15 protein-coding genes are annotated in these 16299 nt (G+C 65.0%); 12 read left to right on the top strand and 3 right to left on the bottom strand.

The window, feature by feature from the left end:
• The first annotated feature begins 124 nt into the window (after nucleotides 1–124).
• Complete coding sequence (locus tag IC761_RS20700) at nucleotides 125–1813, top strand: AMP-binding protein (protein WP_195798485.1); 1689 nt, start codon at nucleotides 125–127, stop codon at nucleotides 1811–1813.
• Nucleotides 1814–1838: 25 nt separating this feature from the next.
• Entirely contained in the window at nucleotides 1839–2120 is a 282-nt protein-coding gene (locus tag IC761_RS20705; protein ID WP_246791288.1) for a hypothetical protein, read from the top strand.
• A gap of 72 nt (nucleotides 2121–2192) precedes the next feature.
• Here the strand turns inward: IC761_RS20705 and IC761_RS20710 are convergent, their stop codons facing one another.
• The 3 genes from IC761_RS20710 to IC761_RS20720 form a co-directional block, all read right to left on the bottom strand.
• A complete protein-coding gene (locus tag IC761_RS20710; protein WP_195804725.1) occupies nucleotides 2193–2693 on the bottom strand; it encodes a hypothetical protein in 501 nt (166 codons plus the stop codon).
• A gap of 166 nt (nucleotides 2694–2859) precedes the next feature.
• Nucleotides 2860–3312, bottom strand: coding sequence for a DNA polymerase III subunit chi (locus tag IC761_RS20715; RefSeq protein WP_195798486.1), 453 nt, complete (start codon nucleotides 3310–3312; stop codon nucleotides 2860–2862).
• A complete protein-coding gene (locus IC761_RS20720) occupies nucleotides 3309–4808 on the bottom strand; it encodes a leucyl aminopeptidase (protein ID WP_195798487.1) in 1500 nt (499 codons plus the stop codon). Before IC761_RS20720 ends, IC761_RS20715 begins: the two co-directional genes overlap by 4 nt.
• 343 nt (nucleotides 4809–5151) lie before the next feature.
• Between IC761_RS20720 and lptF the strand changes: the two genes are divergently transcribed.
• From lptF to IC761_RS20770, 10 genes are all read left to right on the top strand, one after another.
• Complete coding sequence (gene lptF, locus IC761_RS20725; RefSeq protein ID WP_195798488.1) at nucleotides 5152–6321, top strand: LPS export ABC transporter permease LptF; 1170 nt, start codon at nucleotides 5152–5154, stop codon at nucleotides 6319–6321.
• A complete protein-coding gene (lptG, locus tag IC761_RS20730; RefSeq protein WP_195798489.1) occupies nucleotides 6318–7415 on the top strand; it encodes an LPS export ABC transporter permease LptG in 1098 nt (365 codons plus the stop codon). Before lptF ends, lptG begins: the two co-directional genes overlap by 4 nt.
• Nucleotides 7415–9901, top strand: coding sequence for an LPS-assembly protein LptD (locus IC761_RS20735; RefSeq protein ID WP_195798490.1), 2487 nt, complete (start codon nucleotides 7415–7417; stop codon nucleotides 9899–9901). The genes lptG and IC761_RS20735 overlap by 1 nt, the downstream gene beginning before the upstream one ends.
• 69 nt (nucleotides 9902–9970) lie before the next feature.
• Nucleotides 9971–10903 carry a SurA N-terminal domain-containing protein gene (locus IC761_RS20740; RefSeq protein WP_195798491.1) on the top strand — a complete coding sequence of 311 codons (933 nt, stop codon included), beginning with the start codon at nucleotides 9971–9973 and terminating at the stop codon, nucleotides 10901–10903.
• Nucleotides 10903–11928 (top strand): 4-hydroxythreonine-4-phosphate dehydrogenase PdxA, encoded by a 1026-nt coding sequence (gene pdxA, locus IC761_RS20745; RefSeq protein ID WP_195798492.1) that lies wholly within the window; start codon nucleotides 10903–10905, stop codon nucleotides 11926–11928. The genes IC761_RS20740 and pdxA overlap by 1 nt, the downstream gene beginning before the upstream one ends.
• Nucleotides 11928–12782: a 16S rRNA (adenine(1518)-N(6)/adenine(1519)-N(6))-dimethyltransferase RsmA gene (gene rsmA, locus IC761_RS20750; protein ID WP_195798493.1), complete on the top strand. Its 855-nt coding sequence runs from the start codon at nucleotides 11928–11930 to the stop codon at nucleotides 12780–12782. The genes pdxA and rsmA overlap by 1 nt, the downstream gene beginning before the upstream one ends.
• A gap of 25 nt (nucleotides 12783–12807) precedes the next feature.
• A complete protein-coding gene (locus IC761_RS20755; protein WP_195798494.1) occupies nucleotides 12808–13866 on the top strand; it encodes an alcohol dehydrogenase in 1059 nt (352 codons plus the stop codon).
• 117 nt (nucleotides 13867–13983) lie between these two features.
• The gene (locus IC761_RS20760; protein WP_195798495.1) at nucleotides 13984–14889 is read left to right on the top strand and encodes a transglutaminase family protein; all 906 of its coding nucleotides are present in this window, start codon (nucleotides 13984–13986) and stop codon (nucleotides 14887–14889) included.
• A 55-nt stretch (nucleotides 14890–14944) separates the two neighbouring features.
• A complete protein-coding gene (locus IC761_RS20765; RefSeq protein ID WP_195798496.1) occupies nucleotides 14945–15181 on the top strand; it encodes a hypothetical protein in 237 nt (78 codons plus the stop codon).
• 387 nt (nucleotides 15182–15568) lie between these two features.
• A complete protein-coding gene (locus IC761_RS20770; RefSeq protein ID WP_195798497.1) occupies nucleotides 15569–16282 on the top strand; it encodes a Crp/Fnr family transcriptional regulator in 714 nt (237 codons plus the stop codon).
• Nucleotides 16283–16299: the final 17 nt, after the last annotated feature.

Here is a 16299-nt window from a genome sequence, read left to right on the forward strand (position 1 = left end):
CGCTTGTGCAACGGCCCGGCGCCTCCTAGGCTTGCCTTATATTGAATTTTGATGTTGCGCGGCCCGTGGTTGCAGACCACCGGGCTGGTTTTATTTCGATTGGAAGGTTGGCGAAGGGGGTGTCATGCCGATCACCGAAAGCCACGTCCGCGGGACAACTGACACGCCACTCATCGAGAGCACGATTGGAGCCCTGTTCGACGAGACCTGCGCGCGGCTCGCGGAGCGCGAGGCATTGGTCGTACGGCATCAGGGCATCCGATGGAGCTTCAAGGAGCTGCGCCAGCAGGTCGATGCGCTGGCCGCCGGCTTTCTGGCGCTCGGATTGAAGCCCGGTGACCGAGTCGGGATCTGGTCGCCGAACAATGCGGAGTGGATTCTCACGCAATTCGCCACCGCCAAGGCCGGTCTGATCCTGGTGAACATCAACCCGGCCTATCGCGTGGGCGAGCTGGAATACGCGCTCAACAAGGTCGGCTGCGCGGCGCTGGTCACGGCCGCGGCCTTCAAGACCAGCAACTACATCGACATGTTGCATGAACTCGCTCCGGAGATCGCGAATGCACCGCCCGGCCATCTGACCGCAGCCAGGCTGCCGTCGCTGAAAATCCTGATTAGCATCGGCACCGATGAGCCGGGCTTCATTCGCTTCGACGCAGTACCGAAGCTCGCGACCGATCGCTCGCGCGAGCAGTTGAAGGCGCTCGGCACGGAGCTGAAAAACACCGACGCGGTGAATATCCAGTTCACCAGCGGTACGACCGGCTCGCCGAAGGGTGCGACGCTGAGCCATCGCAACATCCTCAACAACGCATTCTTTGTTGGCAGGACCATGGGCCTGACCGGCAATGACCGGTACTGCATCCAGGTGCCGCTCTATCATTGCGGCGGGATGGTCGTGGGAACGCTGATGTGCATCGTCCACGGCGCCACCATGGTGTTGCCGTCGGAATGGTTCGATCCGCTCGCCTCGCTCGAAACGATGGAGGCCGAACGCTGCACCGGCGTCGGCGGCGTTCCGACGATGTTTTTGGGGATGCTGAACCACCCGGAGTTTTCGCGCTTCGACTTGCGCTCGTTGCGCACCGGATGGGCCGGCGGCGCACCCTGCCCCATCGAGATGATGAAGCGCTGTCTGTCCGACATGCACTTGCGCGATTTCACCAACATCTTCGGCATGACGGAGACCAGCCCGGTCTGCCTGCAGACCGCGACCGACGATCCGATCGAACGCAAGGTCGGCAGCGTCGGCCGCATCCATCCGCATGTCGAGGTCAAGATCGTCGGTTCCGACGGCAACACCGTGCCTGTCGGCACGCCCGGCGAGTTCTGCACCCGCGGTTATTCCGTGATGCTGGGCTATTGGAACGATCCGCAGAAGACCAGCGAGGCGATCGATGCCGACGGCTGGATGCACACCGGCGATCTCGGCACCTTCGATCAGGACGGCTACGGCAACGTCGTCGGCCGCAGCAAGGACATGGCGATCCGCGGCGGCGAAAACATCTACCCTGTCGAGATCGAGAACGTGCTCTACCAGCATCCGGCCGTCGCGGACGCGCAGGTATTCGGCATCCCGGACGAGCGCTTCGGCGAAGAGCTGTGTGCCTGGATCAGGCTCAAGCAGGGCAGCACGATGACCGAGACGGATGCCAGGTCCTTTTGCAGGGACCGCGTCGCGCATTTCAAGATCCCGCGCTACATCCGCTTTGTCGGGGAATTCCCGACGACCGTGACGGGCAAGATTCAGAAATTCGTGATGCGCCAGCGCATGATCGACGAGCTGGGTTTGAAGGTACAGAAGACCGCATAGGGGCGCGTCGAAAGGGAGGTCTCAATTGTCGTCACTGGGACCGATCAAATTCACCGACGGCGCAGCTTCCGAGCGCTTCCGCGATATTGAAACCCGCGAGTTGGTGGTCGAACGCACCTTCGCAAATTTCGACGACTATTGGCTGTCCATGGTCGTCAGCAGCCCAAGCGGAATCGCGGGAAAGATGTCGGACGCCGAGAGCGCAGAACTGAAGCGCCGGCTACGGGACAGACTGCCGGCAAGCGCGACGGGAGAGATAACGGTTCACGCCTGGTCCACGGCGATCAAGGGACGAAAAACCGCTTGATGACCGAGACAAGCTGCGACGGCTGTCAACTTTTGGCAGCCGCAAATTTGACAGCCGCAAACGCAGCGGCCCTTACGTCGCCGCCTTCTTCTTCGCTTTCGGCTTCACCGGCTTCGGAGCAGGCGGCGGCTCCGGCGTGCCCTCGATCGAGGACAGGCGGCCGGACCTGAAGGTGTAGATGCCGGCGCGCGGGCCGGTGCTCCAGGTGACCACGGCGACGCGACGGCCGGCGGCATCGCTGGAGAGATTGACGTTCGAGGGCGCACCGATGCCGCGCACCACGTCGCATTCGGTGTGGCCGAGCGCGACCGTCCCGCCTACCGGCGCCGGCGCGGTCGTCGATGCGTTCGCGTCGGCAGGTCCCGGCGGCGGTGCCATGCCGGGACAGCCACCGTCGGCGCTGACGAGATCCTCGGCTCCCACCGGCTTGTCCGGCGTGAGCGGCGGCGATTCGATCGAGATGTTCTTGATGAACAGGCGGCTCGGCTTGTTGAACCATTCGGCGTCTTTAGCCGACGACAGCAGATCGCTCGCGCCCCCGCAGCCCGCGAGCAGCGGCGCGAGCGCGGCCAGTGCAATTATGAGCGACTTTGGAAGCGTTTGGTGTCGCACGATAAACTAAATTCCCCGCATCAAGGACCAGTCCTAAGCAATTGTCCCAACATCACTTTGCGGCACGAAGGTGGCCGAAACCAGTCTGCCCCCGAAAGCACAAATTATCATTAATTGCAAACGGCCGCTAATTCCGCCGCTGCCACCGGCCCCGTTCGTCGGCCTGCCAGTAAGTGACCTCAAATCCGCGCGTCTTGCAATCCGTCCAGGTGCTGCGGGCCGACGCGAGCGCGTCCGGGTCGTCGCCGTTGAACAATAGCACCATGCGCGCGTAGCTCTCGGAGTCCTTGGGCAGCGCGGCATTGTCGATCAGGAAGCGGACATTGGCGCCGTTCGGATTGCCCTCCTCGATCGCCAGCACGATCGGCTGGTCGGCGGCATCGTTCACGCGCCATGTCGCATGCGGCAGGAACGAATCGTCGCGATAGGTCCATAAGTGAGCGTCCAGCGCATCGGCGCGTTCCGGCGAGGTCGATTGCACCACGACGCGCCAGCCGCGCTCGAGCGATTTCTCGAGCAGCGGTGGCAAGACGTTCTCCACCGTTATGTTTTGCAGATGGTAGAACAATACTTCTGTCATTTGCGCTCGTAGTGATCTGCAACCAGCCGATCAAGCAGCCGGACGCCATAGCCGGAACCCCAGCTCTGGTTGATGTCGGTCTTCGGCGCGCCCATCGCGGTGCCGGCGATGTCCAGATGTGCCCAGGGTGTGCCGTCGACGAAGCGCTGGAGGAACTGCGCCGCGGTGATCGAGCCGCCATGGCGGCCGCCGGTGTTCTTCATGTCGGCGAACTGGGAATCGATCAGCTTGTCGTATTCGGGCCCGAGCGGCATGCGCCAGACCTTTTCGCCGCTCTCGACGCCGGCCGTGAGCAGACGCTCGGCGAGCTCGTCGTTGTTGGAGAACATGCCGGCATGCTCGGTGCCGAGCGCGACCATGATGGCGCCCGTCAGCGTCGCGAGATCCACCATGAATTTCGGCTTCACGCGCTTGGCGACGTACCAGAGCACGTCGGCGAGCACGAGGCGGCCTTCCGCGTCGGTGTTGATGATCTCGATGGTTTGGCCCGACATCGAGGTGACGATGTCGCCCGGCCGCTGCGCGTTGCCGTCGGGCATGTTCTCGACGAGGCCGATGGCGCCGACCGCGTTGACCTTGGCCTTGCGTGCCGCGAGCGCGTGCATCAGGCCGACGACGCAGGCGGCTCCGCCCATGTCGCCCTTCATGTCCTCCATGCTGCCGGCCGGCTTGATCGAGATGCCGCCGGTGTCGAAGCAGACGCCCTTGCCGACAAAGGCGACGGGCGCCTCGCCCTTCTTGCCGCCGTCCCAGCGCATGATCACGGTGCGGCTCGGCCGCGCCGAGCCCTGGCCGACGCCGAGCAGCGCGCCCATGCCGAGCTTCTGCATCGCCTTGACGTCGAGCACCTCGATCTTGACGCCGAGCTTCTTGAGCTGGCCGGCACGCCGCGCGAACTCCTCGGGATAGAGCACGTTCGGCGGCTCGTTGACGAGGTCGCGCGCGATGATGACGCCGTCGACGATCGCACCCGCCGAGGCAAAGGCCTTCTTCGCCGCAGCCGCATCGCCAACCGCAAGCGAGATGTCGGCACGCAAGGTGCCCTCCTCGCCGTCCTTCTTCTTGGTCTTGTAGCGGTCGAACTTGTAGGCGCGCAGCCTCAGGCCGGAGGCGATCCCGACCGCCTGCTCGCTCGACATGGCGCCCTCAGGCAGCTCCGCCACGATGGTCATCGCGCTGGAACCGGCTTTAAGCTTGCTCGCAGCCATGCCGCCGAACTTGAGGAAATCGTTCGCCTTCAGGCCGCCAGCCTTGCCGGTCCCGATCACGATCAGACGCTCCACCTTCAGGCCTTCGGGGGCCAGGATGTCCAGCGCCGAAGCACTTTTACCTTTGAATGAGGCGGCGGCCGCCGCCCGCTTCACAAGCTCGCCGGCGCCGCCAAGCGTCTTGGCCGTCGCCGGGCCGATCTTCAGACCGTCGTCACAGAATACGACCAGGATGCCACGGGCGGCGCTAGACAACGGGACGAAGCCGACCTTGATGGCATCGGACATGAGTAACTCCTCAAAAACATGGGGCTTTTTGCCTATCGGCGACCCGGCCCGGAGCCGGCGCTGAACGGCGATTCACTGGACTTCCCATACTATGGGCCAGAGACTCGGCCGATGCCAAGCACCGCCCGTGGCAGGCCGGCCACAACGAGGGAAATATTAACCATATATTGAGGGTGCCACGGGGCAGCCATTTTGTTGACGGATCAAAGGGATGGTAGTGAGAATGTGAACGGCGGACGAGATGGCTGCAAAGACCCTGGGGCTCCCTTTTAGGGATGGGTCGGGCAGACAGAAATTCCGGGGACTGCTTCGGGGCTTTGGTTGGGGATTCGTGCGGTAGCGCATGGGGTCGATCGATAGGTATATCTTCCGCACGACGCTGGCGTCGTTTGCGCTCGTCCTGGTCAGCCTCACCGGCGTGATCTGGATTACGCAGGCGTTGCGCGGCATCGACCTGATGACGAGCCAGGGTCAGACCATTCTCACCTTCCTCGGCATCACCAGCCTCGTCATTCCGGCGCTGGTCCTGATCATCTCGCCGATCGCGCTGATGATCGCGATCTCGCACACGCTGAACAAGCTCGCGACCGATTCCGAGATCATCGTGATGAATGCCGCCGGCTTCTCGCCGTTCCGGCTGTTCTATCCGTTCTTCTACGCCACCTGCGTCGTGGCGGCGCTCGTCGCCTTCATCTCGGCTTATCTCGCCCCCGACGGCATGCGGCGGATCAAGCAATGGGACGCCGAGATCACCGCCGACGTGCTTACCAACATCCTCCAGCCCGGCCGCTTCGCCCAGCTCGACAAGAACCTGACGATCCGGATCCGCGAACGGCAGCCCGGCGGCATCCTCGCCGGCATCTTCATCGACGACCGCCGCGATCCGAACGAGCGCGTCTCGATCGTCGCCGAGCACGGCGAGGTCGTGAAGAACGACAACGGCTCGTTCCTGGTGCTCAAGGACGGCAATCTCCAGCGTTTCGAGGCCGGCAAGCGCGACCCCGCGCTGGTGGCGTTCGCCCGCTACGGCTTCGACATGTCGAAGTTCTCCAACCAGGGCCACGACGTCACCCTCGGCATTCGCGAGCGTTATCTCTGGGAATTGTTCTCGCCGTCCGAGGACGATCCCGTCTACAAGGCGGTGCCCGGCCAGTTCTGGTCCGAGCTGCATGATCGCCTGATGGCGCCGCTCTACCCGTTTGCATTTGCGGCGCTGACCTTCGCCTTCCTCGGCGCGCCGCGCACCACGCGTCAGAGCCGCAACTTCTCGATCGGCGGCTCGGTGCTCGCGGTGTTCGGCCTGCGCATGGCGGGATTTGCCTGCTCGGTGATGGCGGTGAAGTCGCCGGCCGCGGCTGCCGTACAATATGCGATGCTGGCTGCCGCGATCGGCGCCGGCATGTGGATGATCGTCGGCGGGGTCGTGGTCGAGCCGCCCCCCGGCCTGACGGAGGCCATCAACAGATCGAACGCCCGCATTGCGCGGCTGTTCGGACGGCCGGCCACCGCATGAGCATGCTCACCAACACGCTCGGGCGCTATTTCGCCGGCCGCTTCGTGGTCGCCGCACTCGGCGTGTTCGCGAGCATTTTCCTGCTGCTGGTGCTGGTCGATTACATCGAGATGGTGCGCAAGACCTCAGGGCTCGCGTCCGCCTCCGCGATCATGGTGGCCGAGACTTCGCTGTTCCGGGTGCCGCAGTTGCTGGAGAAGCTGACGCCGTTCTGCATGCTGATCGGCGCCATGACCTGCTATCTCGCCCTCTCCCGCCGGCTCGAGCTCGTGGTCGCGCGCGCCGCCGGCGTCTCGGCCTGGCAGTTCATCTCGCCGGCGCTCGGCAGCGCGCTCCTGATCGGGGTGATCGCCACCGTCGCCTACAATCCGATGTCGGCCAATTTGCGCGAGCTCTCCAAGCGCATGGAGGCGGAGCTGTTCGGCTCGGCGCCCGGCGGCGGCATCCAGGACGCCTCGGGTTTCTGGCTCAATCAGGTGACGAGCGACGGTCAGACCATCATCAACGCGGCGCGCAGCGAGCAACAAGGCGTGCGCCTCACCGGGCTGACGCTGTTCCGGTTTGACACGGAGCAGCACTTCAAGGAACGGATCGAGGCGCGCGAGGCCACGCTCGAATCCGGCCATTGGCTGTTCAAGGGCGTGCGCCGCTTCTCGCTCGACGGCCCGCCGGTGGACCAGGCGAGCCTGGAGATTCCGACGACACTGACCGAAGCGCAGGTCCGCAACAGCTTTTCCACACCCGAGACTGTGTCCTTTTGGCAACTACCGAGCTACATCCGCTCCTCCGAGAGCTCGGGCTTCGCGACAGCCGGATATCGACTCCAGTATCACAAGCTGCTGGCACAGCCGTTTTTGCTCGCCGCCATGGTGATGCTCGCGGCTTCCGTGTCGCTGCGCTTCTTCCGGATGGGCGGCGTACAGAAGATGGTTTTGAGTGGCGTGGGCGCAGGCTTTCTGCTCTACGTTTTGTCGAAAGTGACTGAAGACTTGAGCAAGGCTGAGTTGATGCATCCGATCGCTGCGGCGTGGTTGCCGGTGGTGGTGGGCGGCCTCACCGGCTTTTTGGCCTTGCTGTATCAGGAGGACGGATAGTGACGGCCGTCCGCCGAGGACCCGTGTCTCGCTTGACGCAGCGCATCCCCGTGCGCGCGAACGGGAGCGGCTGGTCTGTTCGCAAGCTCTTGCTGGCCGTCGTCGCCGCCGCATCGCTCGCCGGCATGATTGATCTTGCCACGGTCACGCCGTCCGCCGCCCAGAGCTTCACCTATAATCCGCGACCGCCGCGTCCGACGCCGCCGAAGGCCGCCAATGACGGGCAGATGCTCGTGCAGGCGACCGAGGTCGATTACGACTACAACAATTCGCGCGTCTCCGCGGTCGGCAACGTGCAGCTGTTCTACAACGGCACCAGCGTCGAGGCCGACCGGGTCATCTACGACCAGAAGACCAAGCGGCTCCATGCCGAAGGCAACATCCGCATGACGGATGCCGAAGGCAAGATCACCTATGCCGAGATCCTGGACCTCTCCGACGATTACCGCGACGGCTTCGTCGATTCGCTGCGCGTCGACACCGCCGATCAGACCCGCATGGCCGCGACCCGCGCCGACCGCTCAAGCGGCAACTACACCGTGTTCGAGAACGGCGTCTACACGGCGTGCGCGCCGTGCAAGGACGATCCGAAGAAGCCGCCGCTCTGGCAGGTCAAGGGTGCCCGCATCATCCACGACCAGCAGGAGAAGATGCTGTATTTCGAGACGGCGCAGCTCGAGTTCTTCGGCGTGCCGCTCGCCTACATGCCGTATTTCTCGACGCCCGACCCGACCGTGAAGCGCAAGACCGGCTTCCTGATGCCGGGCTTCACCTCCTACACCGCGTTCGGCTACGGCGTCGAAGTCCCGTTCTACTGGGCGATCGCGCCGGACATGGACGCAACCTTCAACCCGCGCATCACCTCCAAGCAGGGCGTGCTGTTCCAGGCCGAATTCCGCCAGCGCCTGATGGACGGCGCCTATCAGATCCGCGTCTACGGCATCGACCAGCTCAACCCCGGCAATTTCGCCGGCCTGCCGGGCGACCGCCAGTTCCGCGGCGGCGTCGAGACCAAGGGTCAGTTCGCGCTGAATGACAAATGGGTCTGGGGCTGGGACGGCGTCATCCTCTCCGACTACTACTTCATGTCGGATTACCGCCTGTCGGCCTACCGCGATCCGCTCGGCTCGTTCCTGAACCTGCCGACCGACGCGCTGTCGCAGCTCTATCTGACCGGCGTCGGCAACCGCAGCTTCTTCGACGCGCGCACGATGTACTGGCTGAGCTTCTCGGGCAACCAGCAGCAGGTCCCGGTCGTCTATCCCGTGATCGACTACTCGAACGTGCTGAACTACCCGATCTTCGGCGGCGAGGTCTCCTACAAGACGAACTTCGTCAACCTGACCCGCAACGACGCGGTGTTCGACCCGATCACCACGCTCGCCAACACCAACAGCCTGTGCACGACGACGTCGGCTGATCCGCTCGCGCGCACGCCCTCGCAGTGCCTGTTGCGCGGCTTCCCCGGCACCTACACCCGCCTGACCGCGGAAGCGCAGTGGCGCAAGTCCTTCACCGATCCGTTCGGCGAGATCTGGACGCCGTTCGCGATCCTGCGCGCCGACGCCATCAATTCCGACGTCTCCAACCAGCCGGGCGTGTCGAACTATCTGCCCGTCGGCGACACCCAGGCGTTCCGCCTGATGCCGACCGTCGGCCTCGAATACCGCTATCCCTTCATCAACGTTCAGCCCTGGGGCTCGACCACCGTCGAGCCGATCGCGCAGATCATCATCCGGCCGAACGAGACCTATGCCGGCAAGCTTCCGAACGAGGATGCGCAGAGCATGGTGTTCGACGCCTCGAACCTGTTCAGCGTCGACAAGTTCTCCGGCTACGATCGCGTCGAGGGCGGTGGCCGGGCCAATGTCGGCGTGCAGGCGACCACGCAATTCGACCGGGGCGGCGCGGTCAAGGTGCTGTTCGGGCAGTCCTACCAGCTGTTCGGCATGAACTCCTATGCGGTGCAGGATTCCATCAATACCGGCATCAATTCCGGCCTCGACAAACCGCGTTCGGACTACGTGGCAAGCGCCGCCTATTCGCCGAACAGCACCTATACGTTCAGCGTCCGCTCCCGCATGGACGAGCAGACCTGGAACATCCAGCGCTTCGAGGCCGAAGGCCGCGCCAATTTCAATCGCTGGTCGGTCAGCGTCATGTACGGCAATTACGCGCCGCAGCCTGAGCTCGGCTATCTGACGCGCCGCGAAGGCATCCTGACGTCGGGCTCGATCAAGGTCGCGACCAACTGGGTGGTGACGGGCTCGGCGCGCTGGGACCTCGAGGCCAACAAGATCAACCAATATGTGCTCGGCGCCGGCTATGTCGACGATTGCTTCGTGCTGGCGGCGAACTATGTAACTTCGTATAGCTATTCCGCGGGCACGACGCCGCCCACGCTGAGCCACGCGTTCATGTTCCAGATCGGGCTTCGCACGATCGCGACCTCGACGGGGGTCACCGGCTCCTCTGGCTACCAGTGACCCCGTTTGAAGTGCCGGCCGCGTGCTCCCTATCGCAGGATCATTTCGGCTGACATACGAGCGACAACCATGACGACCCGATTGCCTCTCTTCCGCTGCCTCCTTCTTGCCCTCGGCGCAGTGCTGATTCTCGCCAGCGCGCCGGCGCGCGCGCAGAACATCGTCGTCATGGTCAACGGCGACCCCATCACCGATTTCGACATCGAGCAGCGCTCAAAGCTCGATCAGCTGACGACGCAGAAGACCCCGGCCCGGCAGGACGTCATCAACGAGCTGATCGACGACAAGATCAAGATGAAGGAAGGCAAGAAATACGGCGTCGATCCCGGCGTCTCCGACATCAACCAGTCCTACGAGGGCATGGCGCAGCGCATGCGCATCACGCCGGACCAGCTCACCAAGTCGCTCGAGACCAAGGGCGTGCGCCCCGAGACCCTCAAGGGCCGCATGAAGGCCGAGATGGTCTGGACCAGTCTCGTGCGCGGCCGCTACAAGGAGAAGCTGATGGTCGGCGAGAAGGATGTCGCCGACAAGGTCCGCGAGGGCGGCAACGAGAAGCTCCAGATCGAGGGCACCGAGTACAAGATGCAGCCGATCGTGCTGATCGTGCCGCGCGGCTCGTCGCCGGCGTTCCAGGAGACGCGGATGAAGGAGGCCGAGACCTATCGCTCGCGCGTCGCAAGCTGCGAGGAGGCCAATTCGCTGTTCCGCTCGACGCCGAACGCCACCATCCGCGAGAGCGTCACCAAGACCACCGCGGACCTGCCCGAGGCGCTGCGCAAGGTGCTCGACGACACCCCGATCGGCCATCTCACCGCCCCCGAGGTGACCAAGGCGGGTATCGAAATGGTGGTGCTGTGCGCGCGCAAGCCGACCACGATCGACACGCCGAAGAAGCGCGAGATCCGCGAGCAGATGTACCAGCAGAAATACGAGAAGACCCAGAAGGCCTATCTCGACGAGATCCGCAAGGCGGCGATGATCGAATATCGCAACCGCTGATGGCCCCCTCTCCCGCAAAGCCCCTCGCCCTCACGCTGGGAGAGCCCGCCGGCATCGGACCCGACATCACCATCGCCGCCTGGCTCAAGCGCCGCGAGCTGAACCTGCCAGCCTTCTACCTGCTCGGCGACGAGGCGCTGATCGCGCGGCGCGCCGAGGCATTGGGCTTGGCGCTCGGCGCCGACTTGAGGATCGCTGCGGTGAGTGCAAGCGAGGCCGCGGTCGCCTTCGCAGATGCGTTGCCCGTGGTCGCGACCGGCGAACATGCGACGGCCGAGCCCGGCAAACCTGACGCCGCGAGTGCACCTGCAGCGCTTGCCTCGATCCGTCAGGCCGTCGCTGACGTGCGCGAGGGACGCGCCGGTGCCGTCGTCACCAATCCGATCGCCAAGAGCGTGCTTTACCGGGCCGGCTTCCGCCACCCCGGTCATACCGAATTCCTCGCCGAGCTTGCGAGCGTCGACGGCCGCGTGCCGCAGCCGGTGATGATGCTGTGGTCGCCGCGGCTCGCCGTGGTGCCGGTGACGATCCACGTCTCGCTGCGTGAGGCGCTCGCCCAGCTCACGACTGAACTCATCATCTCGACCGTGCGCATCGTCGCAACCGAGCTGAAATCCCGCTTCGGCATCGCGCGTCCGCGGATTGCGATCTCCGGCCTCAACCCGCATGCCGGCGAAGACGGCTCGCTCGGCCATGAGGAGCAGACGGTGATTGCACCGGCGCTGAAGGCGCTGCGCAACGACGGCATCGACGCCAAAGGCCCCTTGCCCGCCGACACCATGTTCCATGAGGCGGCGCGCGACAGCTACGATTGCGCGGTCTGCATGTATCACGACCAGGCGCTGATCCCGATCAAGACAGTCGCCTTCGACGACGCCGTGAACGTCACGCTCGGCCTGCCCTTCATCCGCACCTCGCCCGATCACGGCACCGCCTTCGACATCGCGGGCACCGGCAAGGCCAATCCGGCGAGCCTGATCGCGGCGCTCAAGCTGGCGAGCCGCATGGCGGCAACAAACAGCTGATGAGCGCGATCGACGACCTCCCACCGCTTCGCGAGGTCATTCGCCAGCACGCTCTGTCGGCCCGCAAATCGCTCGGCCAGAATTTCCTGCTCGACCTCAATCTGACCGCACGCATCGCGCGCGCAGCGGCGCCGCTCGAAGAGTCCATCATCGTCGAGATCGGCCCGGGCCCGGGCGGGCTGACGCGGGCGCTGCTCGCGCTCGGCGCCAAACGCGTCATCGCCATCGAGCATGACGAGCGCGCGATCCCGGCGTTACAGGATATTTCCGCGCGCTATCCCGGCCGGCTCGAGATCGTGCATGGCGACGCCATGACCTTCGACCCGCGCCCGCTGCTTGGCGGCGAGCGCGCAAAGATCGTGGCCAACCTGCCCTACAACATCGCGACGCAACTCCTGATCAACTGGCTCACCATCGAGCCCTGGCCGCCCTGGTACGACATGCTGGTCCTGATGTTCCAGCGCGAGGTCGGCGAGCGCATCGTTGCGCGCGCGGACGAGGAAGCCTATGGCCGGCTCGGCGTGCTCGCCAACTGGCGTGCGGAGACGAAAATCCTGTTCGACATCTCACCGTCCGCCTTCGTGCCGCCGCCGAAGGTCACGTCCTCCGTCGTCCGCCTGGTGCCGCGCGCGGCGCCGCTCCCCTGCGACCGCAAGCTGCTCGAGCAGGTCGCGGCCGCGGCCTTCGGCCAGCGCCGCAAGATGTTGCGTCAGAGCCTGAAATCGCTGGGCGTCGATCCCGCACGGCTTGCGGCAGCCGCCGGCGTCGATGCGACGCGGCGCGCCGAGACCATTCCCATCTCCGGCTTTGTTGCCATGGCGCGTGAATTGGCGGATATACGCAGCGAAACATGACGATTTAAATTTCGGAGGAAGGAATATGGCGTTGATGCGTCGGCAGTCGCTGGTCAAGTTCGATGCGCCCCTGTGCGAGACGATCGTGGACACGCCCAAGCCGCAAGGACGCGAGGTGCTGGTGCGCATCGAGCGCTGCGGCCTCTGTCACTCCGATCTGCACATCCAGGACGGCTATGCCGATCTCGGCGGCGGCAAGAAGCTCGACACCACGCGCGGCATGACGCTGCCCTTCACGCTCGGCCACGAGATCGCCGGCGTCGTCGACGAAGTCGGCCCCGACGTGCCGGCCGGCCTCGCAGGCCACAAGAAGGCGGTGTTTCCCTGGATCGGCTGCGGCCAGTGCCGCGACTGCGCCAATGGCGACGAGAATCTCTGCGTGAAGCAGCGCTTCCTCGGCGTCTCCATCGACGGCGGTTTTGCAACTCACGTGCTGGTGCCTGACGCAAAGTATCTGCTCGACTACGATCCCCTGCCCGTCAACCAGGCCGCGACGTTGATGTGCTCGGGCGTCACCGCCTACGGCGCGCTCAAACGCCTGGTCGACCGCCCGCGCCAGCGCAACCTCTTGCTGATCGGCCTCGGCGGCGTCGGCATGATGGGCCTGTCGTTCGCGCAGGCCATGTTCAAGCAGCCGATCACGGTCGCCGACCTCTCGCCGGCCGCGCGCGAGACCGCGCTGAAGAACGGCGCGGCTAGCGCCTACGATCCGGCCGAACCCGAAATCATCCGCCGCATCCTGAAGGAAACCGAAGGCGGCTTCGACGAGGTTGTCGATTTCGCCGGCAACGAGAAGTCGATGGCGTTTGCGGTTGCGGTCGCCGCGCGCGGCGGCAAGGTCGTCGTCTCCGGCCTGATGGGCGGCCAGTTCACGCTGCCGATGGTGCAATGGGTCTACAAGCGCCTCACCGTCGAAGGTTTTATGGTCGGCACGCTTGCGGAAGCCCACGAGCTGATGGCGCTCGCCCGCGCCGGCAAGATCAAGCCGACGCCGATGCGCGAGGAACCGATGGCCGACGTGCAGAAATGGATCGACGAGTTGCGCGCCGGCCACGTGGTCGGCCGCATCGTGCTGAAGAACTGAAGACTGAAGATTCGAGATCGCACTTCACCGCCCTTGACATAGATCAACGCGCGCCATCGCCTTGCGCGGCCCTGACACGGACAAGACCCTCACAAGGTCGTTCGGGAGGAGACCGTCATGGCCATGCTGGGCGAGATCACGCACGTCACGACGTACCGATATGCGCGGCCGGTGTCGTTCGGCACGCACCGGGCAATGTTCCTGCCGCGGCGCGGCGCATGCGCCCGGCTGCTGGACTGGTCCGCAAAAACCGACCCTGCTTCGAAGATTCACTGGGTCACCGACGCCCGCTCCAACGTCGTCACGGTGATGGAGTTCGGCGAGCCGAGCAGCGCGCTGACATTCACCTTTCAGGTGCGCGGCGTATTCTTCGGCATCAAGGGCATCGAGTCGTTTCCGCTGGATGCGCGGGCGGACCAGGTCCCCGTGCAATATTCGCCCGACGAATGGACCGACCTCGCGGGCTATCTGCGTCCTCATGCCGACGACCCCGACGGCAACCTCGCGGCCTGGACCAAGAGCTTCGTCTCCGGCGACCAGGACGAGACCACCGACGTGCTGCGCCGGATCCTGCGCACCTTTCGCGAAAGCTTCAGCTACCAGTCGCGCGAGACGGAAGGCACCCAGCCTCCGGGCGAAACGCTCCTCACCAGAGCCGGCACCTGCCGCGACTATGCCTGGCTCATGATCGAGGTGTTGCGCCGCCTCGGCTTCGCCGCGCGCTTCGTCAGCGGCTACCTCTACGACCAGGCGCTGGATGGCGGCGCCGTCGGCATGACCGGCTCAGGCGCCACACACGCCTGGGTTCAGGTGTTCCTCCCCGGCGCCGGATGGCTGGACTACGATCCGACCAACCAGATCAATGCCGGGTTCGATCTCATTCCGGTGGCCGTCGCCCGGCATCCCGGCCAGGCCGTTCCGCTGGCGGGTTCGTGGTTTGGCGACGCGAAAGACTATCAGGGCATGTCCATCAAGGTTGCCGTTCACAAGATCGGCGACATCAGCGATCCGTCCGAGGCCTGAGGTCGCCTCCGCAAGCCCCCGCGGAACGTCCGCGGTGCCACCGCGTTGGCAGCCCATGTCCATTCGCTGCATCGTCGAAAGCGCGTTCTTCATCGCGTGGAATTTTCTCGAGAAGGGCGGCGAGCTCGGCCCTCCCGATGTCTCGGCCAACATCATTCTCGATGCGATCGAGGCGCAGCTCAAGACCGGCGAGCGCCGGCCGCTGAGGCTCGCCAACCGGGCGATCGACGCCTACCGCGACCATCTCGCACTGAACCCGCTGTCGGCCGCGCGCAAAGCGCGCCTCGGATAGCGAGCGGCGCGCCGCCCTCGGACCCGCCGGCCTGGCGGCGTGACATGGGGAAGGCCGGCGGGCCCACCGGACCGAGCGCACGGGGCGCGCACTCGGCGATCGCAACGCTAGTGCAATCCGCAACCGCCTTATGTGCACTCCGGCACAGAGCAGCGTCGTTCAGGTCCAGGCCGATTTCGAATTTCCGTAGTTCTCCGGACGTGAACAGAGTTCGCGGCGTGGCGCGCTTGCAACGCGGCGGGCCCGGAGGCCCGCAGACTGCAACTTTTCGATTTCCCAAAAGCTCTTGTGTGCACTTTGGAACGGTCGGTTCCTGCGCGGAAACGTAGGGTTCTCCCCGATGCCGATTCCCGGCCAAGTCAGAAGCCAGGCAAGAGAACGAGACGCGTGACCGGCCGGCCCCAGAACGAGCTCCTTCAAAAGCTCAGCGCCCATGATTTCGAGCTGCTCGCGCCTCATCTGCAATCGGTGGAGCTCGCCGCCAATCATATCCTGCACCACGCCGGCGACGGCATCAGCGTCGTCCACTTCCCTTGCGGGCCGGCTTTCGTGTCGTTCGCCGTTCCGGTCGAGGACGATCGCGAGGTCGAAAGCCTCCTGGTCGGCCGAGAGGGCGCGGTCGGCGCGCCCTTGGGGCGTGGCGCGGCGCTGGCCTATTCGCGCATCGTCGTGAAGGTGGGCGGCGCGGTGCTGCGCCTGCCGCTGCGCGCGCTCGAACAGGCGCAGCAGCGTTCGACAAGCCTCCAGGACCTGTTCGCGCGCTACGCGGCCTGTCAGCTCGCGCAGCTGCTCCAGACTGCGGCCTGCAACGCCGCGCATTCGATCGAGCAGCGCGCGGCCAAGTGGATCCTGGCAGCGCAGGAGCATATCGGCGGCGACGAGATCGCCCTCACCCACGAGCAGCTCGCCGGCATGCTCGGCGTCTCCCGCAGCTATGCCAGCCGCGTCATCCAGATCTTCAAGGCGAAGCGGATTCTCGCCACCCGCCGCGGCTCCATCCTGATCCTCGACGCGCCGGCACTCGAGGCGAGCGCCTGCGCCTGCAACAGCTGGGTAAAGCGGCATTTTCGCGAGGTGCTCGGCGGCGCGCCGCACGGATAGCGCGGTCCTGCGACACC

Origin of the sequence: Bradyrhizobium commune (assembly GCF_015624505.1) — a bacterium.
In the GTDB taxonomy this organism is placed as follows: Bacteria; Pseudomonadota; Alphaproteobacteria; order Rhizobiales; family Xanthobacteraceae; genus Bradyrhizobium; species Bradyrhizobium commune.